The sequence below is a fragment of the Desulfovibrio desulfuricans DSM 642 genome (assembly GCF_000420465.1).
Classification (GTDB): Bacteria; Desulfobacterota; Desulfovibrionia; order Desulfovibrionales; family Desulfovibrionaceae; genus Desulfovibrio; species Desulfovibrio desulfuricans.
On sequence record NZ_ATUZ01000011.1, the window covers coordinates 182598 to 204747 of the forward strand.

Sequence of the window (22150 nt, forward strand, 5' to 3'; positions counted from 1 at the left end):
GCGGGGCATATTGACCACCCCGCATGCTCGAGGCTACTCTGCCGCCATGAGTTCATCCATTGAAAAAGGACACGGCTGGCTGCTTGTGGCCGTGTGTACCTCCCTGTTTTTTATGCCGTTCATGATGGCCGGTGTGAACGCCGTGCTGCCGCCGCTGGGGCAAAGCCTCCATGCCAGCGCGCGCGAACTGGGCCTCATGGGGGCCTTTTATTCCATGGGGCTGGCTGTGTTTCAGCTGGCCAGCGGCAGCATGGGCGACATATGGGGTTACCGGCGCATATTTTTGTGGGGCATCGCCCTGTTTGCTCTGGCCGGTGCCTTGCTGGGGTTTGTCAATTCGGTGCCGCTGTTTCTGCTGCTGCGTTTTGTGCAGGGTGTGGGCGGGGCCATGTTCAACGCCTGCGGTCTGGCCCTGCTGGCCTCGGCGGCTCCTGAGGGGCGGCGCGCCTCCTATCTTGGCTACAGCGGGTCGTCAGTATACGCAGGCATTGCCTGCGGGCCGCCTGTTGCGGGCTTTGTGGCCGGGTGGCTTGGCTGGCAATGGCTGTTCTGGGGCAGCGCTCTGGCGTCCGTGGGTGTGCTGCTGCTGATGAAATACCGCGTCAAACTTGAATGGCGCATGGCCAAGGGCAAGCCCTTTGACTGGAAGGGCTGCTGCATTTATGCGGGAGCCATGACGGCCCTGACTTTTGGCTCGTCCGAGCTGGCCGATGCTCCGGCTCTGGCTGGCGGCCTGCTGGTGGCCTTTGTGGGGCTGATGGCTGCTTTCTGCATCAAGGAACTCCGGAGCGACTATCCCTTGCTTGATCTGCGGTTGCTTGCCCGCAACAGGGTCTTTGCCCTGTCGTCATTGGCTGCCTTCATCAACTACAGTTCGTTTTTCGGCATCGTGTTTTTTTTCAGTCTGTATCTCCAGTTCGGGCGCGGTATGACCGTGCAGCAGGCCGGGCTTTTTCTTGCGCTCCAGTCTGTAATGCAGGTCATGACCACCCCTGTTGCCGCGCGGTTGTGCGGCAGGTTTGAACCGGGCAAGGTCAGCGCGGCAGGTATTGCCCTGTGCGGGCTGGGCCTTGTTGTGTGCGGGCTTTTGCGGGTGGATTCACCCATGTACGTGCTGGTTCTGGCCCAATGCCTGCTTGGCGTTGGCATCAGCCTGTTTGCGCTGCCCAATACCACCATTATTCTTGAGAGTGCGGGGCGCGACCGGGTGGGGCAGGCCGCAGGACTCACGGGTGCTGTGCGTACGGGCGGCCAGTTATTCAATATGGCGCTCATAACGCTGACCCTTGGGCTTTTTCTTGGCAGCGAGCCAGCTGGAACGCATAATATTGATGCCTTCATGGGAGCCATGCGCGTTGACCTGATAATCTTTGGCGTGCTCAACCTGTTGGCTGTGGGCTGCGCACTGGCCCGCAACCGCCGTTGATCGCCCTTTATATCACCCACTGATCGCCTGAGACTTCGCGGGCTGCCATGCCGCGCCTTTTGGCAAAAAATGCGGCAGGCCCGCAGAGAAAAATGCCTCGGGGCAAGTCTAAAGTTTTTATCGCTTCTGCCGAAAAAGGTTGAAGGACGGATAACGCCATGGCCGACGCAACCTCCGCGCAACTGCGCATGATGCTACAGGGGTATGAACAGCAGCTGCTGGCAGCCCGGCGTCTTGCAAGGCTCAGAATGAGGCGCAGAGTTGCCGAAGGCGATGACCCCAGCGACCCTGATCCTTCTGCCAGCCGTCGCCTGATGGTTGAGAAGGTCGCCCGCGAACTCTACGAAACCCTGCTCTATACCGGAAGCGACAACCCTGTGGTGGAGGAAATCCGCCAGGAACTTGGCCGTGAAGTGGGGCAGGAAGTGCAGTTTACCTATCCGCCAGGCGGTAGACTACGAATAGTGGGGCAGGGGCCGGAAGGCCTGGAACCTTTATCGGATGAAAAACTGCGTGCGACCCGTAACGCCCTGTGGCGCGTCACACGAAAAAAAGTTGACGAAAGCATGCTTGACGAACCGCCTGCCATTTAGGTCGGCAGCAGGTTGAGCAAGCGGAGAGAACTATGGAAATTCAGGGAAAGATCAATACGTTTCTCGATCCCTACAGCAACACGGCCAACCTTGAAAAGAGCGGCGAGGCCAGACTGAAGGGCAGAGCCAGCGGCACGCCTTCTGAAGGCTCGCAAGGGGATACCGTCAGCGTATCGCAGGAAGCCCAGCTGCTGACGGAAGCCCGGCGTACAGCCCAGAATACGCCCGATGTGCGCGCCGAAAAGGTGGAAGCATTGCGTACTCAGGTCTCCAACGGCACCTACAAGCCTGACAGCAAGCTTATTGCCGCCAATCTTGTGCGTGAGGAGCCGGGTCTGTTCAGGTAGGCATGCCCATGACGCGGATTTTTTGAATCCGCGCAGAGCAGACAACCCTTTTCAATGTTGACCTGCCTGGGCAGCAGTCGCAAGTAATCGCCCAATAAATACTCGAAAAGAGCGGTCAGGGAGCAGAACCCCTGACCGCTCTTTTTTGTTGGGCGGAGGGGCAGGCGGAAAACTGTTTCATGGCAGGGTATGGGGTGGAAAACGTGTGGGCTGGCGCTCAGGGGCAGGCCGCCCGGTGCGGTCAGCAGTGCGTCAGCATGTTCGGCATGGTTTCTGCAATTCCCTGTGTGCCGGTATTCCGGCAAGGAGTCTGCGCCATGAAATTGACAATACTGCGCCATCCTGCCTTCTGGATAACCACCGCTGCCCTGCTTGTGTGCTGGGCCTTGCCAGCGCATGCCGTGCGCATCAAGGACATAGCCACGTTTTCGGGCGTGCGCGACAACCAGCTCATCGGTTACGGGCTGGTGGTAGGTCTGGCCGGAACCGGCGACAAGAAGGACTCCGTCTTTACGCTCAGTTCCATGAAAAACATGATGGACAGAATGGGCGTGGGCGTGGACGCCTCCGCACTTAAAATCAAAAACGTGGCCTCGGTCATGGTAACGGCGCGCATGCCGGTGTCCGCCAAGCCCGGCACCAAGCTGGACGTGACGGTGTCCTCCGTGGGCGACGCTTCCTCCCTCATGGGCGGGGTGCTGCTGCAAACGGCCCTCAAGGGCGTGGACGGCAAGATATACACCCTGGCTCAGGGCGCGTTGACCGTGGGCGGCTTTTCGGCCTCGGGCAAAGCCGCCAGCACCACAAAGAATATCGCCACCGTGGGTATCATCCCCGGCGGCGGCATTGTGGAGCGGGGCATTCCCTTTGAGTTCAACCAGCAGGACAAGCTCACGCTCAATCTGCGCGTGGGCGATTTCTCTACAGCGCAGCAGATTGCGGAACGCCTCAATGGGGCCATGGGCGGGCGTTATGCCCGTGCTGTGGACGCCACCAGCGTGACCATGGACGTGCCGCCCCAGTACCGCAACAACCTTGTGCCGCTTATGGCCTCGGTGGAAAATCTGGATGTCAGCCCCGACACCTCCGCCAAGGTGGTGGTGGACGAAAAGACAGGCACGGTAGTGCTTGGGCGCGATGTGCGCATTTCCCGCGCTGCCGTAGCCCACGGCAACCTGCAAATCACTGTGCAGGAAAGCGAACAGGTTTCGCAGCCCGGCCCCTTCTCGCAAGGGCAGACAGTGGTAACGCCGCAGACGGAAACCAACGTGCGCGAAGAAAACCGACATCTTATGATGGTGGAAGGCGCGACCCTTCAGGAACTGGTGGACGGCCTCAATGCCATTGGCGCAACCCCCCGCGACCTCATATCCATTTTACGGACAATGCAGGCCTCGGGCTCCTTGCATGCGGATCTGGAGGTAATTTAAATGACCACGCCCATGTCAACCGCTCTCATTCCTCCTGATGCCGGAGCGGGCGAAGTTGCCCGCAAGGAAGTTCAGTCGCGCCTGGCGGGCATTGGCAACCTGGGCGGGAAAAATATTGATCCTGCGCAAAAGGAAAAGAAGCTGCGCGAATCCTGCGAGGGCTTCGAGTCCATCTTTATCCAGAAAATGTGGGAAGAAATGCGCAAAACCCTGCCCAAGTCCACCTTGCTGCACGGCAAGGAAGAACAGTTCTGGCAGGGCATGTACGATCAGGAACTGGCCAAAAAAATGACATCGGCTGGCGGCATTGGTCTGGCCGACATGATGTACGCCCAGCTTTCGCGCAGTCTGACATCCGCAAGCCGCGCCACGGCAACGGATGCTTCCGCCATTCAGCGGCCTTTTACGCCTGCGGCGGCACCCATGCTTCCACCTGCGCCGGATGCGGATAGCCCGCACAACGAGAGCGACAGGGACGCTGCAAAGGACAAGGCTGGAACATCAGGCGCGGCTGCATCCGTGTACGGCGGTGTTGCCCCCATGCAGGACGCCGGACATGCGGAAAACGGATCCGCCGCGGCACGTACGCTTACCGGGGCTCACGCCGTGTCCGAAGGGCAGGATCCAGAAGAAGCAGCGCGTCTCGCCCAGCAGGCCATGCAGGCCTCGGCCCAGCCGGAACGGCACAGGGTGGTGCATTCCACCAATGTTGTCGGCAACATGAATTCCGGCCTCAACCTTGCCCGCAAGGCGCAGTTTGAAGCGGGCAGCAAGCTGGGGCCCAATGCGGTGCGCCCGCCCATGCAGCAGATGTTGGGCCTTGCCCAGCCGCAGAGCAGAGCCGCGCAGGCTGGCGGCCCCGTGAGCAGCCAGGCGGACGGGCAGAATTGGGGTCAGGGCGGTGTGCAGATGGATATGTCCGGCATGAGTATTCCGCCGCTTACGGGAAATGTGCTGGATGCCCAGTCCCTGAATTCCGCTGGAGGCATGCAGTCAGCCATGCAGGCGGCCATGCACCAGCAGGCTATGCAGGGACAGGCCATGCAAGGGCAGAATATGCAGCCAGGCTCAAACGCTCAACCTGGTCAGGTGCAGCCTCCGCAGCCGCAAAAAGTTCGCTATACCACCAATATCCCGCCGTCAGGGCGAGGCGGCAAGCAGGGATTGATCCGTACGCTCAATGTTGACGGCGCAGGCCCCAACAGCAATGCGGGTGCCGGTATTGCCGCCTACCATGCCCAGCAGGCGCAGGGCGCAGGCATGCAGCAACAGGCTCCTGCCCAAGGCGCACAGCCCGCAGCTCAGGTAAGCACCCTGCCCATGGGCCCGGCGGGTCAGCCCGCAGTTCTGGCAGCAAGCCAGCCTGCAAGCCCCGGCGTCCAGGCCCCCAATCAGCCTGTGAACCCCGGTGTTGCCCCGGTGGCTTCGCCCGCATCTGCGCAAGGCGTGACCAGCCCTGTGCCGCTGACGGGCGGGCAGATATTCGTGCGTCAGGGCGGCCAGGGCGGAGTAGCAAAGGGGGCGGCAGCCTCGGGTATTCCGCCGCTGACAGCTACGGACGTGTACGGCAAACCCTAACTACTATTTATTGCTAGATTGCTCCGGCGGGGGCTGAGCTGACGCTGCCGCACGCTTCTGCGGCGCTTGGCAGATCCCCATGATCAATCTCTTGTTCAACCGCTCTGCAAGCCTGCGCCGGAAGTATTTTCAGGCACGAATTTTGCTTTAATTGTGCCGGGGCGGCAGTTTCTGCCTTTTACTGTCGGGCAATATCCTGACTACGGCTGAAATCAATGGCCCTCGGGAGGTTCACATGCACAACGCCATTTACGAATCGCTTTCGCGTCAGGACAAGGCTCTTTGTCTGCTGCGCGACCTTCTTGAAGAAGAATACACGTGCCTTCTCGATCGCGATACTGATGCCGTGGTGTCTCTTGAGTTCTCCATACAGGAGCTGATCCGTCAGCTGGCCGTGGAAAAAACTTCTGTCATCAGAGGTCTGGGCGGCATACGGGCCATGGAATACGCCGCTGCGCTGCCAGACGACATGGGTGTTGCGCTGCGGGAAATCCTGCAACGGATAGATACGACTGAGCAGTCTGTTGCTCGCCAGGCCTCGCGTAATACCAACCTTTCTCTGGCTCTGCTTGATCAGAGCAGCCGCACGCTTCAGGCGCTCACAAGTCAGGCCATGCCGCCAAAGGCGGAAACCTATGGTCGCCGTGGGGGCATGAATGCCCAGCGGCAGACGCAGGCCGCGTTGATCTCCGGGAGGCTGTAGTCATGCTCAGCGGTCTTATGAATGTGGGCAAAACCGCCCTCAACGCCGCGCAAGCCTGGATATCGGTTACTGGCGGCAATATCGCCAATGCCGACACCGAAGGCTACACCCGGCGCTATGTGGATCAGCGCGACGCGGGCACCCTTGTCGCCAAGCCTGGCGGCGAAGGGCTTGGGGTCAATGCGCAGCAGGTATTGCGATATTTCAACTCGTTTCTTGAAAGCTCCTACGTGCGTCAGTCCACCAATTCTGCCCGCTGGGGAGAGCAGGAAAACATCATGGGGACGTTGGAAAGTCTTTTCAACGAATCCAATCGGGCGGGCATAAGCTCTTCCATGAACGCATTTTTTACGGCATGGCAGAAGCTTGCGCAGCGCCCTGGCGACACCGCCTCGCGCGAAGATCTGCTTTCATATGCCGACAACCTTTGCGACATGCTTGGCAATACTTCTGCATCGGTCAAGGCGCTGCAAAGCCAGATGGACGTTTCCATCAATCAGAGTGTTAGCCGCGTCAACGAGCTTGCCAAGAGCATTGCTTCTCTTAACAAGCAGATCAATGCCACGACCGTCGATGGGGTAAGCAATCCCAATGATCTGCTTGACCAGCGCGACCAGCTGGTGCGTGAAATGGCAACCTATGTCGATGTGAAGACCATGGATTCTGGGGGCGGCAATTTTACGGTGGCGCTCACCACCGGGCAGCCTCTGGTGCAGGGTGTCAACACCAATGATTTAGAGATTCGTGAACCGCGCGCGGAAAATCGGCTTTCCGTTGGTTCGCCTTATACTGGCAGTATCCAGTATGACGGCTCCGACAGCCACGAATATACGATAGATATCGTTTCCGGGGGTAATGCTGGCCCTGCGGGTACTGCTGGCAACCCCACGTTCCGCGTTTCGCTGGACGGCGGTAAAACCTGGCTGCGTGATGAGAACGGCAATGAACAGCACTACGAAATAAGCTCCACAGGCGCATCCACCGATCCCGTTCAGGTGAAGAATCTGAAGATATCCTTCGATTCTACCAGTAATTTTACCGTTGGCGACAAGTTCGACATAATACCCAAGACCGGGCTTTACTGGATTGAACCCACGCGCGGCCCGCAAAACGTGACGCCCCAGGTGGGCTTTGACGGAACGGACACCGCCGGTCGTGTGTCTGGCGGCAAGCTGACCACCTACTTCAATATTCGTGATGACAACTGCGGCCGGTATATGGATGAACTGGATGCCACCGCCAAGTCGCTTATCTGGGAAGTGAACCGCATCCACAGCCAGGGTGCTGGCACCTCTCAGTTCGATTTTGCACAGGGGCAACAGGGCGTTTCCAACACAACGGTACCTCTGGGATCGGCTCAGGCCGTGCTGCCGGAGTCCAGCAGGCTCCAGGCCGGCAACGTCAATTTTTATTTTTACAACAAAACTTCGGGCGACTATGTTTCGTCGGGTCAGCTTGACTTCAGCGCCATTACACCCGGAACGCCGAACTTTGATCCCAGCAAGCACTCGCTGAATGATGTTGTTTCCGCCATTAATTCTTCATTCCCCGGCGAGCTTACGGCCACCATCCAGGACGGCAAGCTTGTACTCAACACTGCAGCGGGCAGTAACCTGCAATTCGCGCTGGGCACCGACAGCACGGGCATGATGGCCGCCCTTGGCGTGAATACGTTTTTTACCGGCACCACTGCCAGCAACATAGCCACAAGCAAACAGTTGCACGACAATGAGAACTACATTGCCGCCGGGCAGGTCAACGGCCAGCAGCAGATCAACAAGGGCGATAATGCCACGGCCACAGCTATCGGCAAACTGGCCAGCACCAACGTGACCATTTCAACCGCGTGGAAGACCACCAGTAACCAGACCATCGGTCAGTACTATGCTAGCCTGGTTACGACAGTGGGTGCGGATACCCGCTTTGCCAAAACAAATTCGGAATACCACAAGGCCCTCACCAGCGACCTTTCCGAGCAGGTAAGCTCTGCTTCTGGCGTCAACCTTGACGAAGAAATGGCCAACCTGATCAAATACCAGCACTCCTACACGGCAGCGGCAAAATTGATAACCACCGCCGACCAGATGCTGCAAACCCTCCTTGGGCTTAAGCAATAGGAGCCTGACATGGCTATACGCGTTACGCAAAACACCATGTATGACAAAATGACGAGCCAGATGCAGAAAAGCCTGGCTGCCTACATGGAAAGCAACGAGCAAGGCTCTTCGCAAAAAAAGATCAACAGGCCATCGGATGATCCTGCTGGCACATACCGCGTGCTGGTGACCCGCAACGACATCAGCGCCACCACGCAGTATCAGAGCAATGTGGATACGGCCAAGGGCTGGCTGTCGCTGGCCGACAACGTGCTCGGCACTCAGCTCAGCAACTCTCTGACAAGCCTTAAGGCCCTGGCTGAACAAGCCGCTACCGGTACCTATTCGGCAGAGAACCGCAAACAGATCGCGGATCAGGCCCGGCAGATATTTGGCCAGATGCTCAACCTTTCCAACACCCAGTATGAGGGCAACAGCATTTTTGCCGGTCAGCGCTATGACCGCAACGCCTTTGAGGAAGGCTTGGCCCTGACCAGCGCCGATACCAACTGGGACACGGCCATTCAGGCCGGAGGCTACACGATTCAGGGCGCGTCCAGCAAATCCATGATGATCCAGTTTACCAGCACCGGGACGCTTGATGGCGGGGCGCAGACTTTTCGCTGGTCAAATGATGGCGGCACAACCTGGAGCACTGGCACTACGGCTGGCAGAACACTGACTGCCAACGGTGTAACCGTCACCATGAAGAATGATATGGCAGTTACCGCAGCTGATATAAGCGCCGGGGCAGGATCAAAAAACGGCACGCTGGTGTACATCCGTCCTACGGCCGTCTATCAGGGTGACGACAATGATCCGCCGCCGACAATGACTGTTATGGGCGGGCCCGCCAATCTGACGACATCCGCCTCCGGATCTTTTGGCGGCAACGTGCTGTTGCGTATGGACAACAACGCCAACCTTTCCTTGACGGGCAGCACGGTCAACTATTCGTACAGCACAGACAGCGGATCAACCTGGGTAGCGGCAACGGCCACCACTGATGGTTCAAACAAGCTTCGACTGCTCGTGCCAAGCGGATATGTGGATATGGATGCCACAACGGTAGCTGGCAACACCGTAAACGCCGGCACGCAGATTCTTGTGCACCCTGACCGCGCCGATCTGAACCTTGAAATAATGAAGGGTTCGTATATTTCGGTAAACAACGTCGGCAAGGATATCTTTGGCGGATACTACGAAGGCAAGCCAGCCCTGCCGGGTTCGACAAACCTGTTTGACATGGTGGGAGAATTCGTCAGCTATTGCGAAAATAACAATCAGGAAGGCTGCCAGCAGACGCTCGCAAAAATTGCCACTGTGCAGCAGAATGTGCTCACCCAGACAGCCCGCATTGGCGGGCTTGAAAACCGGGTGTCAACTGCCAGCGATATGCTCAGCTTTCAAAAGCTAGACCAGCAGGAACGATTGAGCTATACTGAAGATATAGACCTGACCGAGTTGCTGACAAAGCTGACCCGGCAACAGTTGACGTATCAGACAGTGCTTCAGTCTTCTTCAAAGATAATGCAGATGAGCCTGGCCAGTTATCTCTGATGCCGAGTAGCGGCGGATTTTGCCGCCCGATGCCGGGCAGACATAAACGCTGCCCGGGAGCGGTTCATGCAACGATATAATTAACGGAAGCACCTATGCTCATATTGACGCGACGCCCAGGAGAAAGCCTATATCTGGGCGAGAATATACGCATAACTATCCTGGGCATGCAGGGTAAACAGGTCAAACTGGGCCTGGAAGTACCCGATGACACCACGATATACCGTGAAGAAGTGTACAAGCGGGTTGTTGAGGAAAACCGGCGCGCCCTTGAAACCAGTAATAACGACCTCATGGTGGCTGCTGAACTATGGCACGAAACAAAGAAATAGAAATCGACACCCGTCTTGGACGCCGTTGTATCGATACGGATAAGGTTGTGCACTTTCCCCGTGGGCTGGCCGGGTTTGAAAACGAACGGGATTTTATCCTGCTTCAGATCCGGCCTGAAGCGCCCTTGCTTATTTTGCAGAGCGTGAATACCCCGGTAGTGGGCCTGCTGGTGGCCGATCCATACAGTTTTTTTGACAAATCCTACGCACCCCAGGTGGGAGATGCCGAAAGGCAATTGCTCCATATCGAGGGCCTTGAGCAGGCAGCCGTGCTGGTGACGGTTTCCATTCCTGCGGGCGCGCCCGAGCAGGCCGCGCTTAATCTCACCGGCCCCATTGTCATCAACTACGAGGCCCGCGTGGGTTTGCAGGTGCCGCAGTGCGGCGAAGGATTGCAGCAGGTGAACCTGCACTCGCTCAAACCTGTGGAAGAAGCACAGGATGCAGAAACTACGCCTGCTGATGGTGCCAACCCTCAGGAATGTTGCTGCGCCAAGGCCACACCCACGGAATAACGCGTTCTTTTTTATGCCACGTTGACCCGGCTGTTGTGAAACAGCCGGGTTTTTTTGTGGAACTCGGCTGGGCGCGCTGGTGCTTTGTTCACAGGTTTTGCCTGCTGCCATGCGAAATAAATTGTAACATTTTGTATTTAAAGAGTTTGGTGTTGCACTGCTGCGCTGAAATTGTTAGTGGAAAAAACAGCGGTGGTGAAATTAATAACTTGCATGCTGTTAGACAAGGTGCTAGATTGAGCGCACAAACAGTCTAGGAAATACCCAGTTTGTTTTGAAAACGTTAATTGATCGGCCTCATAACAGGCTGTAAAAATTACAGATGGCAACCCTCGGCAAAATCCGCAGACCCCTTCTGCGAACCCGTACCCCTTAACGGAACAATTTTGCCTGCCTCTGCGTCCGTGCCGTTTTCTCCTCGCCTGGCGGAGCGGTAAACAGGACAATGTTGGCCCGGCGGCATACCACAGATGCCGCCGGGCCAAAATATTTTCTTTTCGCAAAAAACAAGGTTATCCCCTTCTCCCCAAAAGCCCCAGCCTTGCATGAGCGTGCGGGGCAGCCCTGACTGTTGTGTGTTGTGCAAACATCGGTCGCAGGTATTTGCTATTTTGCGTTGCAGAAGGTACTTGCCAGATGTACGGTGACTGCCGGAATATTGGTATTAAACGAAGTGTTCAAAATCGCACTGCGGTGCATTCCGCTGCGCGACCACTACAGGGATAGTACACTGATGATCAAGACGTTCGCGCTTTTTGTGGCAACGGCTCTGGCGGAGATAACGGGGTGCTACCTTCCCTGGTTGTGGCTGCGCAAAGGCGGTTCTGCCTGGCTGCTGGTGCCCGCCTGCCTGAGCCTTGCGGTGTTTGCATGGTTGCTGACCCTGCACCCCGCAGCCAGTGGCAGAGTATACGCCGCCTATGGCTGCGTATATGTGGTTACAGCCCTTTTGTGGCTGCGCATGGTAGACGGTGTACCGCTGGCCAGCACAGATATCTTGGGCGGTGCGGTGGCTCTGGTGGGTATGGGCATTATTGTTTCCGGCTGGGGAACCGCTGCTTAGAGGATCGGGCTAGCCGCCACAAATGCAAAAAGCCGGGTGTAAAACCCGGCTTTTTGCATTTGTGGCGGCAGTTTTGTTTTGGAAGCATGGAGGCACCTTCCAACCAGGAAGATGCCCCCATGTGTCCGCATGCACGCCTACATGCTTTCTCCTGTCCTGATGCGGTAATTTTCAGCAACATCAAGAACAAAAACCACGCCATCACCTTCTTTGCCAGTGCGGGCTCCGGTCATAATGGCTTCAATTGCCGTTTTTACTGTTTCATCAGGAACAGCAAGCTCCAGTCGAATTTTTTTGAGCAAATTTACCTCGGTAGCAATGCCTCGGTACATCTCTACATAACCTTTCTGCCGCCCTGCACCAAGAATGTTGGTGATGGACATGGCGTAGATATTACGTTGATACAGCTCCTGTTTTACCTGCTGGAGGCTTTCAGGGCGGGTATATGCGATAATCAGCTTCATGATAGGTATCCTCCGCTTGCGGGCTTGCTAGAGCTATTCGTTGGAAAAAATCTGGAAGCCGCTATAGGCGTCGGCCTTATGTTCGGTGATATCAAGTCCTTTCATCTCTTCTTCGGGGCTGACGCGCATACCGAAGACAACCGAAATGAGCTTGAACATGATGAATCCCATGCCAAAAGCCCAGGCGAAGAATACCGCGACGCCAAGGGCCTGCACCAGGAGCACGCTCACGTCACCGCCATAAAGCAGGCCCGTTGTTGTGCCGTAGCCGGGCGCGGCAAACAAACCGACCATGAGCGTGCCGAACGCACCGCACACACCGTGTACGGACACAGCGCCGACAGGATCGTCAATCTTGAGCTTCTGGTCGATAAACAGCACAGAGCAAACCACGAGGATGCCAGCCAGAAAGCCTATGATAAGCGAACCAACGGGGGACACCTCAAAGCAGCCTGCCGTGATGGCCACAAGTCCGCCAAGGCAGCCGTTAAGCGTCATGGAAGGATCAGGCTTGCCTGTTTTGGCCCAGATGGTAAACATGGCGCCCAGTGTGCCGGTGCAGGCCGCAAGGCAGGTATTTACCGCGATATAGCCAATGGTGCCGTCAGCAATAGTGGTGGAGCCGCAGTTGAAACCAAACCAAGCGAACCACAAAATGAACACGCCCGTGGCTGCCATCGGCAGGTTGTGGCCGGGTATGGCGCGGGCCACTCCATTTTTGTCGTACTTACCAAGGCGCGGGCCAACCACGATGGCTCCGGCAAGGGCGATCCAGCCGCCCACAGAGTGAACAACAGAAGAACCTGCAAAATCAATAAAACCCATATTGCCCAGCCAGCCCCCGGCATTGCCGCTCAACAGGGAATTCCAGGCCCAGTGCCCGCTGATGGGATAGATAACCGCCGATACAAGGGCGCTGCACAACAGATACGAGCTGAATTTTGTGCGTTCCGCAATGGAACCGGATACAATTGTGGCAGAAGTGGCGCAAAACATGGCCTGAAAGAACCAGAATGTCAGATTCCACATGCCGTCAGGGGTTGATGCATCGCCACTGCCAAGAAAAAACAGAGAACTGCCGATCAGGCCGCCGCTGGAGCTGCCAAACATGAGCCCAAAACCTACCGCAAAAAACAGCGGCGCCCCCATGGCAAAGTCCAGCACATTCTTCATAATGATGTTGCCAGCATTCTTGGCTCTGGTGAGTCCGCATTCGACCAGCGCAAAGCCAGCCTGCATGAACATGACCAGAATGCCCCCCAGCAGTGTCCACAGGGTATTTCCATACGCCTGAGGCATGTACTCGACCGCTGCTTCCTCAGCTGCATGCGCCGATTCCGGCAGCATGAAGCACAGTCCGGCCATGCTGCAAAGCGCCAATAGCCGCCCAATGTCGCGCGAACCCTTCATAGCAATCCTCCCGAAGAAATAAGTATGGCTTGTTTGCATAAGAAGATTGCAGGGAGCGTGCCAGGGAATTTTAATAAAAATATGTTTAATTTCAGCTAGTTATTTTTTAATTGAAACTCTATTGGTACAAAAATGTATCATGCGGAAGTTTTCAGGTTAAATATGTATCAATGTTTGTGTGTTTGACTTGTACTCATAGGTGCCTGACAGGCTCCCGTCAGCAAAAAAAAGCAACTGGAAGCCTTATTGGTGCCTCCATGGCTGAAAACGCAAAAAGCCGGGTGTTAAACCCGGCTTTTTTACGCTCATGCTACTGAGTGGAACGTTTAGTCGATGCCCATGGCCTTGCTGATTTTTTTTGCGGCCTTTTTGACCTTTTCCAGCGGGCTTTTTTCCGCCGCTGCCTCAAATTCGCGCAGCAGTTCTTCCTGCTTGGCAGAAAGGCGGGTGGGCGTAAGCACTTTCACCTCTACCAGCAGATCGCCGCGCGAGCGGCGTCCGGGGTAGGGCATGCCCTCTCCGGAAACGCGCAGCAGGGTGCCGCTCTGAATACCCTTGGGGATTTCCAGCGGCAGATTGCCGTCAAGGCCGGGAACTTCCGCCCGATGGCCCAGGGCCGCCTGCACAAAGCTGATCTCGAGGGCGTAAATAAGGTCTTGTCCCTGACGCTGCCAGCGCTTGTCCTGCTCAACGGTGAGCACAACATAGAGATCACCAGCCGGGCCGCCGTGGACACCGGGTTCACCTTCGCCGCGAACGCGCAGGCGGGTGCCGCTGTCCACACCGGCAGGCACACGCACCACAAGTTCGCGGGTGTCTGTGGTGATGCCCTCGCCCTTGCACTTGGGGCAGGGTTTGGTGATGACGCGTCCCGTACCCTGACAGGAGGGGCAGGGCATGGATATCTGGAAAAATCCTTGCGAGCGGCGCACCTGACCGCTGCCGCCGCACTGGCGGCATGTTTCCGCCTTGCTGCCGGGGGCCGCGCCGCTGCCATTGCATTCGGAGCAGGTAACGTGCTTGGGCAGGGAGATGCTGATTTCGTCGCCCTTGGCGGCCTGGGCAAAGGAGATGGTCAGGTTGTAGCGCAAATCAGCCCCGGCCATGGGCCTGGGGCCGCGCGCAGCGGTAGAAAAGCCAAAAAGATCGCCGAAGATATCGCTGAAATGCGCAAAAATATCATCGTTGCTGCCAAAACCACCCGTGCCGCCCTGAACGCCAGCGCGCCCAAAACGATCATAGCGCGCGCGTTTTTCAGGGTCGCGCAGCACGTCATACGCTTCGGCGGCTTCCTTGAACTTTTGTTCGGCCTCGGCATTGTCGGGGTTGTGGTCCGGGTGATACTTCAAGGCCAGCTTACGGTAGGCCCGTTTTATTTCGTCATCTTCGGCGCTGCGGCTTACGCCCAGCACTTCGTAGTAATCGAGCTCCATCGTAGTTCCGGTCACTGTGCGGCTTGTGCGCCTGTGCTAAAGGTTGTACATAAACGCGGCGGCTCCCCTGGGGAAGCCGCCGCGCGGACAATTTGTCCCCAAAGGGCTATTCCTCTGCGGCGGCCGCGTTATGGCCGGGCAGGGGGTTGTAAAGGCTGTCGTCATCAGGCAGAACCTTTCCAGCGGCAATTTCGCGCAGGGCGGTTACGGCCTCTTTGTTGCGAGATTCTACCAGCGGTTCATAGCCTTCGCGGTACTGATGCACACGCTTGATAGCCATCTGCACCAGCAGAAAACGGTTGTCCACGCGCTGCTGACAATCTTCCACGGTAATTCGGGCCATGCTGCCTCCGTAAGTGCGCGGCTGAAACGCCGCATTCCGGGCCGCCACGGGCACCCCGGTTGATAAATAATACCGCCCGACCATTTGTAAAGGCCGGGCGTGTGCAAACGCCTTGGCGCAGGATTCCCCTGCTGAAATAAGAATTGATATATGTCGTCCGCTGTGCTGTCAATAGGGCTGCTGAAGCGGCAGCCAGAGCGGAACAACAGACATACAGAAATTTGACGGGTTTGTCGGCAACACGTTTACGGGAAAATTATGAGCAGAGAAAAAAGATCATTCGCGCAGGAAACCTGTGTTAAAAGCGCGGGCAAGGCCATGCAGAAAACAGGCATGCTGTGGCCTGGATGCAGGGTGGCTGTTGCCGTTTCTGGCGGCGTGGACAGCTTTGTGCTGCTGCAAAGCCTTAAAATTCGTCAAGGAATCGTACCTTTTCACTTTGAAATCATGGCTATCCACCTCAACCCCGGCTTTGACGAGCAGAGCCACGCGGCTCTTTTGCCCTGGCTGGCCAAGCGGGGCATACCCGGCCACATTGAAATGACAACCTACGGCCCGGACGCGCATTCAGAAAAAAATCTGCGCAGGTCGGCCTGTTTCCGCTGCTCGTGGCTGCGGCGCAAGCGCCTGTTTGAGCTGTGCGCCCAGTATGGCGTGACCCACCTCGCGCTTGGGCACAATGCGGACGACCTGGTGCAGACGTTCTTCATGAATCTGAGCCGCAATGGGCGCGTGGACGGCATGAGCATGAATGAGTCCTTTTTTGGAGGCGGGCTGCAATTGATACGCCCGCTGCTGCTTGTGGAGAAAAAGTTTATCCTCAAGGCCGCCAAGCAGTGGGAGCTGCCCATCTGGGCCAATGCCTGCCCCTCGGCGGGTAATACCGCCCGCAGCTCAATGGGGGAAACGCTGGAACACCTGTATAGGGTATCCAAAGATTCGCGCCGGTGCATTTTTAATGGTCTGACCCGCTGGCAGCTCGAAAAGAACAGTGCGGCTGAGGCCTTGGGCGATGAGCAGTCCCTGCCGGACGCGGACGAGCGTGACGGCGTTGCGGATTGACACGGGCCGTATCCCGGCTCTAGAGTGTTAGCCCAATGCTGTTCGGCAAATATCACATAGTCATCTTCACTGAAGGTCGTAGCGGCAGCCGCAACCTGCGTATGCGCGGCTGGTTTGGCTTTATTGCCTGCGTGCTGGTGCTGGCCCTTGTGGCCTGCAATGTCTGGCTGCTGCGCAGTTGGCTTGAAACCCGGCATCTGGGCGACGACCTGCGAAATGCAGACAAAACCATTGAAGAACAGCGCCGCCAGCTTGTGAATCTGGTTGAGCGCATCTCAGTTGTGGGGCGTGATCTGGAGCGGGTGCAGAGCTTTGACTCCAAGCTGCGCATCATGATGAATATGGAGAAAGATCCCACGGAGGCCGGTTCCATCGGCGACAGGCCGGGGGATTTTTCGCGTACATATCTGCCCTTGCACCGACAGGAACTTGCCGCCCGCAAGATGCTCGAGTTCCTTACCCGACTCTCTGAATCCGTGCGGCTTGAAGAAGTGCGCCAGCAGGACTTGCTGCTGGCCCTGCGTGAAAACCGCGATGCCCTTTCTTCCATGCCGACCATCTGGCCTGTGGTGGGTTTTGTTTCTTCCAGTTTTGGCTGGCGCTCGGCACCCTTTGGCGGGCGGGGGCAGTTCCACAAGGGCCTGGACATCACCAACCGCATAGGCACGCCCATCATGGCTCCAGCTCAGGGTATGGTGACGCTCTCGGGGCGCGATGGCGCGTATGGCTTCAGTGTTGAAATCAACCATGGCAGCGGTATTGTCACCAAATACGGGCACATGCAGCGTTGCGCCGTGCAGGAAGGGCAGTGGGTCAAGCGCGGCGAAATCGTGGGCTATGTGGGCATGAGTGGCCGCACCACCGGGCCGCACCTGCACTACGAAGTGCGCCTTAACGGTGTGCCGGTTGACCCCATGCGCTATATTCTGGAGTAGGCCCGACCATTTCCGATTGTTCGTTTTTGCAGCATCGTTTCGGCGCGCACATCCATAAACGGTTTGCGTTGGCGGGCGCAAGCAATGGGGAAAATGCGGCACCATGCGCAAGCAGCACAAAATTTCTGGCAGGCCTTCTAGCTTCGCGCACCACATGCCCCGGCGTGCTGGCGTGCGCGGCGTTTTTTGCCGTAATCTGTCTGAAATTTTCGCGGCATTTTTGCGGCTGCCGATGTTGACTGTCGGCATGTTTGCAGTCATGGGCGCGGGCATGACCTGACGTGCGGACTCTGTGGGGCAGGTTGTCTCGCTACGTGCCGCTGGTCGGGCTTTCCGCTGATTCCCCCTCTCCCGATCAATTAAGCTCAGGCGCTCCCCCTCACAATCCAGGTTTCGCATCCAGAATGCGGAACCGTTTTTTATTTTTGAGCGTTTGATGGCGCGCTTTGCGCTTTTGCGAGATCACTATTCTTTGTGGAGAGGCATATGGAAACTACCGGAAAAGGACGGCGTGATTTTCTCAAATCGCTGGCGCTGGGGGCAGCGGGCGCTGCCATGCTGACGCCGCAAACCGCCAATGCGGCGGAGGGCGGCACCGTGCAGGTGTGGTCGTGCGGCGGGCTTGCCGAGGCCATGATGCCTGCGCATGAGGCCTATCAGCAGCAATCGGGCGTCAAGATTATCTACACCGGGGCCTTTGCCGCGGCCTTGGGCAAATCCCTGCTGACTGGCGGCGGGCAGACGGAGGTCTTTGCCGGGCGTGTCCTGGCTCTGGCCCAGAATCTGCGCAAGGCTGGCAAGATGCTCAATTTTAGGCCTTTGTGTTTTACCAGCTACGTCATTGCAGTCCCCAAGGGCAATCCCGCAAAAATCAACGATATTGAAGACCTGACCCGTCCCGGCGTGCGGGTTTCCATGGCGCGGGATGCCTCTGCCCCCGGCGGGCAGGCGGTTATGGGCATTCTCAAGGCTGCGGACATAACCCCCAAGGTGCTTGCCAACGTGCCCGAACAGGGCAGCTGTGTGCAGCGTTCTGTGGAAAGCGTTGCCGATGGCAAGGCTGATGCCATGATTGTGGAGCGGCGCATCACCCGCATGGCGCGTTTTGCCGATCGGCTGGATCTGGTGGAAATTCCCGAACGGTTTTTCCCCGCCGGGCCGTTGACCTTTACCGTGGGCATGATGGCAAACGCGACTGATCCGGCAAAGGCCTCAGCCTATATGGACTGGATTACCAGTGCGCAGGGGCAGGCTTTTTTTGAAACTGCGGGCTTCATCCCTGCCATTTCGCCCAAGGGCATGGAACTTGTGGAAAAGCTGGGGGTAAAGGATGTTGCATGAAATTGTCGCCCGCCCCTGCCTGCGCTTGAGGGCGCTCCAGTGGTGTAACCGCGCGGTACTGTTTGCCTCCACGCTGTTTTTGGGCGAGTGGGCCTTGTTTGGCGTGTTTCGCTGCCCCTTTGTTGTGCCCTTTGTGAGTTGCCAGAATTGCCCGGTCATTACCTGTCCCGGTCAGGCCGCACGCATGTTCTGGGGATTCTGGGGCATATGGCTGGCGGTGGCGGTCCTGTTTGGCAAGGCTTTTTGCGGCTGGCTGTGCCCTGGGCAGCTTGTGAGCCGGGCGCTTGCGCTCAATCCTTTTCGTTTTGGCCCCAACCCTGCGGGCGTGGCGAATTTTCGCTGGGCGCGATATCTGGTGCTGGCGGCGGGGCTGACAGCCTGGTTTGTTCTGGGGCAGCCGCGCGTGGACGTGCCCATCCGTGTGGGGGAATTTTGGCCTTCTGCATGGCTTACGTGGAAGCATGCTTTCCCCATGTGGGATTTGCGTCTGCTTGTCACCTTGGGCGGGCTGGCGTTGGGGCTGGTTGTGCTGATGTGCTGGTGCCGGTTTGTCTGCCCTTTTGGCGCGGCGCTGGAGGTTGCGCGCAAGTTTGCTCCGTTCCGTTTTTATAGAACGGAGCAGTGCAATGATTGCGACAAGTGCAGGCGGGTTTGCGTTATGCGGACGAGGCCGGGCGAGGAGAATTGCACCAATTGCGGCGATTGCGCGGGGAGTTGCCCCACGGATTGCATCCGTTTTGGTGTGAAGGGCCGAAAGTAGAGAAGAATTTTTGATTGGGGTTTGGGTGAGCCTGTCAAGCGTATTTACGCAAACCCGACTTTTTTGGCCTGACTGCGTTAAAATCCTGTTTTTGATGCTCACGTACATGAGTACGCTGCGCTCAAAAACAGGATTTTTCCTTGTCAGTCCAGAAAAATGCGCATTTTGCAAATTCACTCAACACCAGCCATCGCCTCCGCGTTCGCTCCGGCGAGTTTAAGGAAGGCGACTCCACGACCTGCTTCTGATGGAGGACATACTTCCCTGACTCGCAATGTCAAGGTCTGGTCATGGCTAAGCGGTAGTTGGCACAGTTATAAGTAACTTGGTGATATGGAGCATGTTTTCGCTTGATATCATGATTAGTTCTGGTTTTGTGGTGACTGAAAACCCAGAAGCTACGGGAAAAGAGTACGAAGCTATTCCCGAAACGAGCAGCTAAACCAATGGTAGTTGGCTGAAATGGATTCACATTCAAAGTGAAAGCGGACTCTGGCATTAACGCGGCGCGGAGGGAGATCACCTGAGCGAGCGCAGCGAGGGAAGGAAGCTCCCGCAGCTATAGCCGCGTTGCCCTCGCCACGCCAAGGAGTTGGGAAAACCCTTCTTAGGGGTGCTTCGGGGGGGATGCAAGGGGGGCCGAGAAGGGGGCGTAGCCCCATAACCGGCCCCGCCTTGCCGCGCGCCGCGTAGGCGTCCCAACTTCGCCGGAGGGCGAAACGCCGTGCCCGCAGGGCAGAAGAAACCAATCACTTTCGTTGTGCAGGCCAAATCGCACCGCGCGCCGCACTCAAAACCAACAAAAAGGGAGCAAGCCTCTCGGCCTGCCCCCTGCTTTATTCAGAAAGAAACTGCAACCCAAATCTACAACTTCGCCGTTCCAACCCCCGGCAATACCTGCTCCAGGGCATGCCCAAGAGAAAGCAACTCGCCCTCGGCAAAGGCCTTGCCAAACAGCTGCATGCCCACGGGCAACCCGCTCTCGGCGCCAACACCCACGGGCATGGAAAGCCCCGGCAAACCCGCCAGATTGAGCGAAAGAGTGTAGGCATCCATGAGGTACATCTGGAGCGGATCGGCGGTCAGACTGCCCACATTCCACGCAGGAACGGGCGAAACCGGAGCCCACAGGGCGTCGCATTTATCAAGGGCTGCGAGGTATTCATCGCGGATGAGGCGGCGCACCTGCGCGGCCTTGCGGTAATACGCATCGTAATAGCCGGAGGAAAGCACATAGGCTCCCAGCATGATGCGGCGCTTGACTTCCTGCCCGAAGCCCTCGGTGCGCGAGCGCACGTACAGGTCTTCAAGATTCTTTATATCCGCAGCGCGGCGGCCATAGCGAACGCCGTCAAAGCGGGCCAGGTTGGAACTGGCCTCGGCCATGGCGATGATATAGTAGGTGGCGATGGCCGCATCGGTATGCGGCAGGCTCACTTCCACCAGTTCCGCACCCTGGGCCTGAGCAATGCTCATGGCGTTCTGGCATACGGCGCGCACTTCAGGGGCCAGACCTTCACCAAAAAATTCCTTGGGTATGCCCAGCCGTGTGCCCTTGAGGGGCTTGCTGTTCAGTGCGGCCACATAGTCGTCCACCGGGCGCGGGGCGCAGGTGCCGTCACGCTGGTCATGCCCTGCGATAACGCCGAGCACGCGGGCGCAGTCTTCCACGCTGCGGGTCAGCGGGCCAACCTGATCCAGTGACGAGCCGTAGGCGATGACGCCGTAGCGCGACACGCGGCCGTAGGTGGGCTTGAGGCCCACGCAGCCGCACAGGGAGGCGGGCTGACGGATGGAGCCGCCGGTATCCGTACCCAGAGAAGCAAAGCATTGCCCGGCAGTGACGGAAGCGGCCGAGCCGCCGCTGGAGCCGCCGGGAACGCGGTTTACATCGCGCGGGTTGCGGGTGGTCTGGTAGGAGGAGTTTTCCGTGGTGGAACCCATGGCGAACTCGTCCATGTTGTTCTTGCCCAGAATAACGGCCCCGGCCTCGCGCAGTTGCTGCACGGCAAAGGCGTCATAAAAGGGAGTGTAATTTTCGAGAATGCGCGAACCGGCAGTTGTGCGCAGCCCCTTGGTGGAGAGGGCGTCCTTGACCGTTACCGGCACACCCCACAGGGGCTTGGCCGGATTGGGGCCTTCCTTGTCCAGGGCGGCGGCAGCGGCAAGCGCCCCTTCCCTGTCCACGGTCAGCATGGCCGCTATGCGCGGTTCTGTGGCGTCCATGCGCGCAAGGCAGGCCGTAACGGCGTCAACTGCGCTCAGTTCCTTTTTTTGCAGGGCCTGAGCCGCTTGTGTGAGCGAGAGGGAACAAATTTCGGTCATGGCGTTCTCAAATATGTTCTGCACTGCGGTTTGCGCAATGCTGTGCGTTTGTGTGCGGGGGCTCCGGCGCGGGTGACTGCGCCGGGCTGTTGCACTGGCCGGGTCAGAGCACTAGTACTCTGAAACTGCTCTATACGATGCGGGGCACGATGAAATATTCGCCATCGGCCTCGGGCGCGTTGGCGAGCACGTCGCTGCGTTCACGCCGCCGGGCCGACACGTCGTCCCGCAGGGGGCCAGGATGCTGGGCCGGGCTGTACAGCGGCTCCACATCCTTGGTGTCCACGCGCGCGAGCACGTCCATATAGGCCAGAATATCGCCCATCTGGCGGGCAAACAGGGTCTGTTCTTCCTCGCTGACGCTCAACCGGGAAAGTGTAGCCATGTGGGCCACTTCTTCCAGACTGATGGTTTTGTTGTCTGCCATGTGTAGT

21 protein-coding genes are annotated in these 22150 nt (G+C 57.8%); 15 read left to right on the forward strand and 6 right to left on the reverse strand.

Annotated features, from left to right (window positions below):
* Positions 1-46: 46 nt before the first annotated feature.
* The 11 genes from G449_RS0102395 to G449_RS0102445 all read left to right on the forward strand — a co-directional run bounded on the left by G449_RS0102395 (position 47) and on the right by G449_RS0102445 (position 11643).
* Positions 47-1426, forward strand: a complete 1380-nt coding sequence (locus tag G449_RS0102395; protein ID WP_022657707.1) for an MFS transporter — start codon at positions 47-49, stop codon at positions 1424-1426.
* Between the two features lie 158 nt (positions 1427-1584).
* Positions 1585-2019, forward strand: a complete 435-nt coding sequence (locus tag G449_RS0102400; RefSeq protein WP_022657708.1) for a DVU0524 family FlgM-associated protein — start codon at positions 1585-1587, stop codon at positions 2017-2019.
* A gap of 32 nt (positions 2020-2051) precedes the next feature.
* Positions 2052-2366, forward strand: coding sequence for a flagellar biosynthesis anti-sigma factor FlgM (gene flgM / locus G449_RS0102405; RefSeq protein ID WP_022657709.1), 315 nt, complete (start codon positions 2052-2054; stop codon positions 2364-2366).
* 317 nt (positions 2367-2683) lie between these two features.
* A complete protein-coding gene (locus G449_RS0102410) occupies positions 2684-3796 on the forward strand; it encodes a flagellar basal body P-ring protein FlgI (RefSeq protein WP_027180641.1) in 1113 nt (370 codons plus the stop codon).
* Positions 3797-5374: a rod-binding protein gene (locus tag G449_RS17620; RefSeq protein WP_022657711.1), complete on the forward strand. Its 1578-nt coding sequence runs from the start codon at positions 3797-3799 to the stop codon at positions 5372-5374.
* Between the two features lie 235 nt (positions 5375-5609).
* Positions 5610-6077, forward strand: a complete 468-nt coding sequence (locus G449_RS0102420) for a flagellar protein FlgN (protein ID WP_022657712.1) — start codon at positions 5610-5612, stop codon at positions 6075-6077.
* Between the two features lie 2 nt (positions 6078-6079).
* Entirely contained in the window at positions 6080-8194 is a 2115-nt protein-coding gene (flgK, locus tag G449_RS0102425) for a flagellar hook-associated protein FlgK (RefSeq protein ID WP_022657713.1), read from the forward strand.
* Between the two features lie 9 nt (positions 8195-8203).
* A complete protein-coding gene (flgL, locus tag G449_RS0102430) occupies positions 8204-9733 on the forward strand; it encodes a flagellar hook-associated protein FlgL (RefSeq protein WP_022657714.1) in 1530 nt (509 codons plus the stop codon).
* 95 nt (positions 9734-9828) lie between these two features.
* On the forward strand, positions 9829-10065 hold the full coding sequence (gene csrA / locus G449_RS0102435; protein ID WP_022657715.1) for a carbon storage regulator CsrA: 237 nt from the start codon (positions 9829-9831) through the stop codon (positions 10063-10065).
* Complete coding sequence (gene fliW / locus G449_RS15650; RefSeq protein ID WP_022657716.1) at positions 10044-10580, forward strand: flagellar assembly protein FliW; 537 nt, start codon at positions 10044-10046, stop codon at positions 10578-10580. Before csrA ends, fliW begins: the two co-directional genes overlap by 22 nt.
* A 733-nt stretch (positions 10581-11313) precedes the next feature.
* Positions 11314-11643: a YnfA family protein gene (locus tag G449_RS0102445; protein WP_022657717.1), complete on the forward strand. Its 330-nt coding sequence runs from the start codon at positions 11314-11316 to the stop codon at positions 11641-11643.
* 137 nt (positions 11644-11780) lie between these two features.
* Here the strand turns inward: G449_RS0102445 and G449_RS0102450 are convergent, their stop codons facing one another.
* From G449_RS0102450 to rpoZ, 4 genes are all read right to left on the reverse strand, one after another.
* Positions 11781-12107, reverse strand: a complete 327-nt coding sequence (locus G449_RS0102450) for a P-II family nitrogen regulator (RefSeq protein ID WP_022657718.1) — start codon at positions 12105-12107, stop codon at positions 11781-11783.
* Positions 12108-12140: 33 nt separating this feature from the next.
* On the reverse strand, positions 12141-13517 hold the full coding sequence (locus G449_RS0102455; RefSeq protein ID WP_022657719.1) for an ammonium transporter: 1377 nt from the start codon (positions 13515-13517) through the stop codon (positions 12141-12143).
* Positions 13518-13843: 326 nt separating this feature from the next.
* On the reverse strand, positions 13844-14950 hold the full coding sequence (gene dnaJ, locus G449_RS0102460) for a molecular chaperone DnaJ (RefSeq protein ID WP_022657720.1): 1107 nt from the start codon (positions 14948-14950) through the stop codon (positions 13844-13846).
* 106 nt (positions 14951-15056) lie between these two features.
* The gene (gene rpoZ / locus G449_RS0102465) at positions 15057-15293 is read right to left on the reverse strand and encodes a DNA-directed RNA polymerase subunit omega (protein WP_022657721.1); all 237 of its coding nucleotides are present in this window, start codon (positions 15291-15293) and stop codon (positions 15057-15059) included.
* Between the two features lie 258 nt (positions 15294-15551).
* On the opposite strand from rpoZ, the gene G449_RS15655 reads away from it, so the two are divergent.
* The 4 genes from G449_RS15655 (at position 15552) to G449_RS0102490 (ending at position 19391) form a co-directional block, all read left to right on the forward strand.
* The gene (locus G449_RS15655) at positions 15552-16355 is read left to right on the forward strand and encodes a tRNA lysidine(34) synthetase (RefSeq protein ID WP_022657722.1); all 804 of its coding nucleotides are present in this window, start codon (positions 15552-15554) and stop codon (positions 16353-16355) included.
* A 35-nt stretch (positions 16356-16390) separates the two neighbouring features.
* Positions 16391-17290 carry a M23 family metallopeptidase gene (locus G449_RS0102475; RefSeq protein WP_022657723.1) on the forward strand — a complete coding sequence of 300 codons (900 nt, stop codon included), beginning with the start codon at positions 16391-16393 and terminating at the stop codon, positions 17288-17290.
* 486 nt (positions 17291-17776) lie between these two features.
* Positions 17777-18631, forward strand: a complete 855-nt coding sequence (locus G449_RS0102485) for a substrate-binding domain-containing protein (RefSeq protein ID WP_022657725.1) — start codon at positions 17777-17779, stop codon at positions 18629-18631.
* Positions 18621-19391: a 4Fe-4S binding protein gene (locus G449_RS0102490; protein ID WP_022657726.1), complete on the forward strand. Its 771-nt coding sequence runs from the start codon at positions 18621-18623 to the stop codon at positions 19389-19391. Before G449_RS0102485 ends, G449_RS0102490 begins: the two co-directional genes overlap by 11 nt.
* 864 nt (positions 19392-20255) lie before the next feature.
* Here G449_RS0102490 and gatA read toward each other — a convergent pair.
* Positions 20256-21716 (reverse strand): Asp-tRNA(Asn)/Glu-tRNA(Gln) amidotransferase subunit GatA, encoded by a 1461-nt coding sequence (gene gatA, locus G449_RS0102500; protein WP_027180643.1) that lies wholly within the window; start codon positions 21714-21716, stop codon positions 20256-20258.
* Positions 21717-21846: 130 nt separating this feature from the next.
* Positions 21847-22143 carry an Asp-tRNA(Asn)/Glu-tRNA(Gln) amidotransferase subunit GatC gene (gatC, locus tag G449_RS0102505; RefSeq protein WP_022657729.1) on the reverse strand — a complete coding sequence of 99 codons (297 nt, stop codon included), beginning with the start codon at positions 22141-22143 and terminating at the stop codon, positions 21847-21849.
* Between the last annotated feature and the right edge of the window lie 7 nt (positions 22144-22150).

Coding starts and splice junctions, on each gene's coding strand:
- G449_RS0102395 (WP_022657707.1), top strand. CDS start 47: ATGAGTTCATCCATTGAAAAAGGACACGGCTGGCTGCTTGTGGCCGTG.
- G449_RS0102400 (WP_022657708.1), top strand. CDS start 1,585: ATGGCCGACGCAACCTCCGCGCAACTGCGCATGATGCTACAGGGGTAT.
- flgM (WP_022657709.1), top strand. CDS start 2,052: ATGGAAATTCAGGGAAAGATCAATACGTTTCTCGATCCCTACAGCAAC.
- G449_RS0102410 (WP_027180641.1), top strand. CDS start 2,684: ATGAAATTGACAATACTGCGCCATCCTGCCTTCTGGATAACCACCGCT.
- G449_RS17620 (WP_022657711.1), top strand. CDS start 3,797: ATGACCACGCCCATGTCAACCGCTCTCATTCCTCCTGATGCCGGAGCG.
- G449_RS0102420 (WP_022657712.1), top strand. CDS start 5,610: ATGCACAACGCCATTTACGAATCGCTTTCGCGTCAGGACAAGGCTCTT.
- flgK (WP_022657713.1), top strand. CDS start 6,080: ATGCTCAGCGGTCTTATGAATGTGGGCAAAACCGCCCTCAACGCCGCG.
- flgL (WP_022657714.1), top strand. CDS start 8,204: ATGGCTATACGCGTTACGCAAAACACCATGTATGACAAAATGACGAGC.
- csrA (WP_022657715.1), top strand. CDS start 9,829: ATGCTCATATTGACGCGACGCCCAGGAGAAAGCCTATATCTGGGCGAG.
- fliW (WP_022657716.1), top strand. CDS start 10,044: ATGGCACGAAACAAAGAAATAGAAATCGACACCCGTCTTGGACGCCGT.
- G449_RS0102445 (WP_022657717.1), top strand. CDS start 11,314: ATGATCAAGACGTTCGCGCTTTTTGTGGCAACGGCTCTGGCGGAGATA.
- G449_RS0102450 (WP_022657718.1), bottom strand. CDS start 12,107: ATGAAGCTGATTATCGCATATACCCGCCCTGAAAGCCTCCAGCAGGTA.
- G449_RS0102455 (WP_022657719.1), bottom strand. CDS start 13,517: ATGAAGGGTTCGCGCGACATTGGGCGGCTATTGGCGCTTTGCAGCATG.
- dnaJ (WP_022657720.1), bottom strand. CDS start 14,950: ATGGAGCTCGATTACTACGAAGTGCTGGGCGTAAGCCGCAGCGCCGAA.
- rpoZ (WP_022657721.1), bottom strand. CDS start 15,293: ATGGCCCGAATTACCGTGGAAGATTGTCAGCAGCGCGTGGACAACCGT.
- G449_RS15655 (WP_022657722.1), top strand. CDS start 15,552: ATGAGCAGAGAAAAAAGATCATTCGCGCAGGAAACCTGTGTTAAAAGC.
- G449_RS0102475 (WP_022657723.1), top strand. CDS start 16,391: ATGCTGTTCGGCAAATATCACATAGTCATCTTCACTGAAGGTCGTAGC.
- G449_RS0102485 (WP_022657725.1), top strand. CDS start 17,777: ATGGAAACTACCGGAAAAGGACGGCGTGATTTTCTCAAATCGCTGGCG.
- G449_RS0102490 (WP_022657726.1), top strand. CDS start 18,621: ATGTTGCATGAAATTGTCGCCCGCCCCTGCCTGCGCTTGAGGGCGCTC.
- gatA (WP_027180643.1), bottom strand. CDS start 21,716: ATGACCGAAATTTGTTCCCTCTCGCTCACACAAGCGGCTCAGGCCCTG.
- gatC (WP_022657729.1), bottom strand. CDS start 22,143: ATGGCAGACAACAAAACCATCAGTCTGGAAGAAGTGGCCCACATGGCT.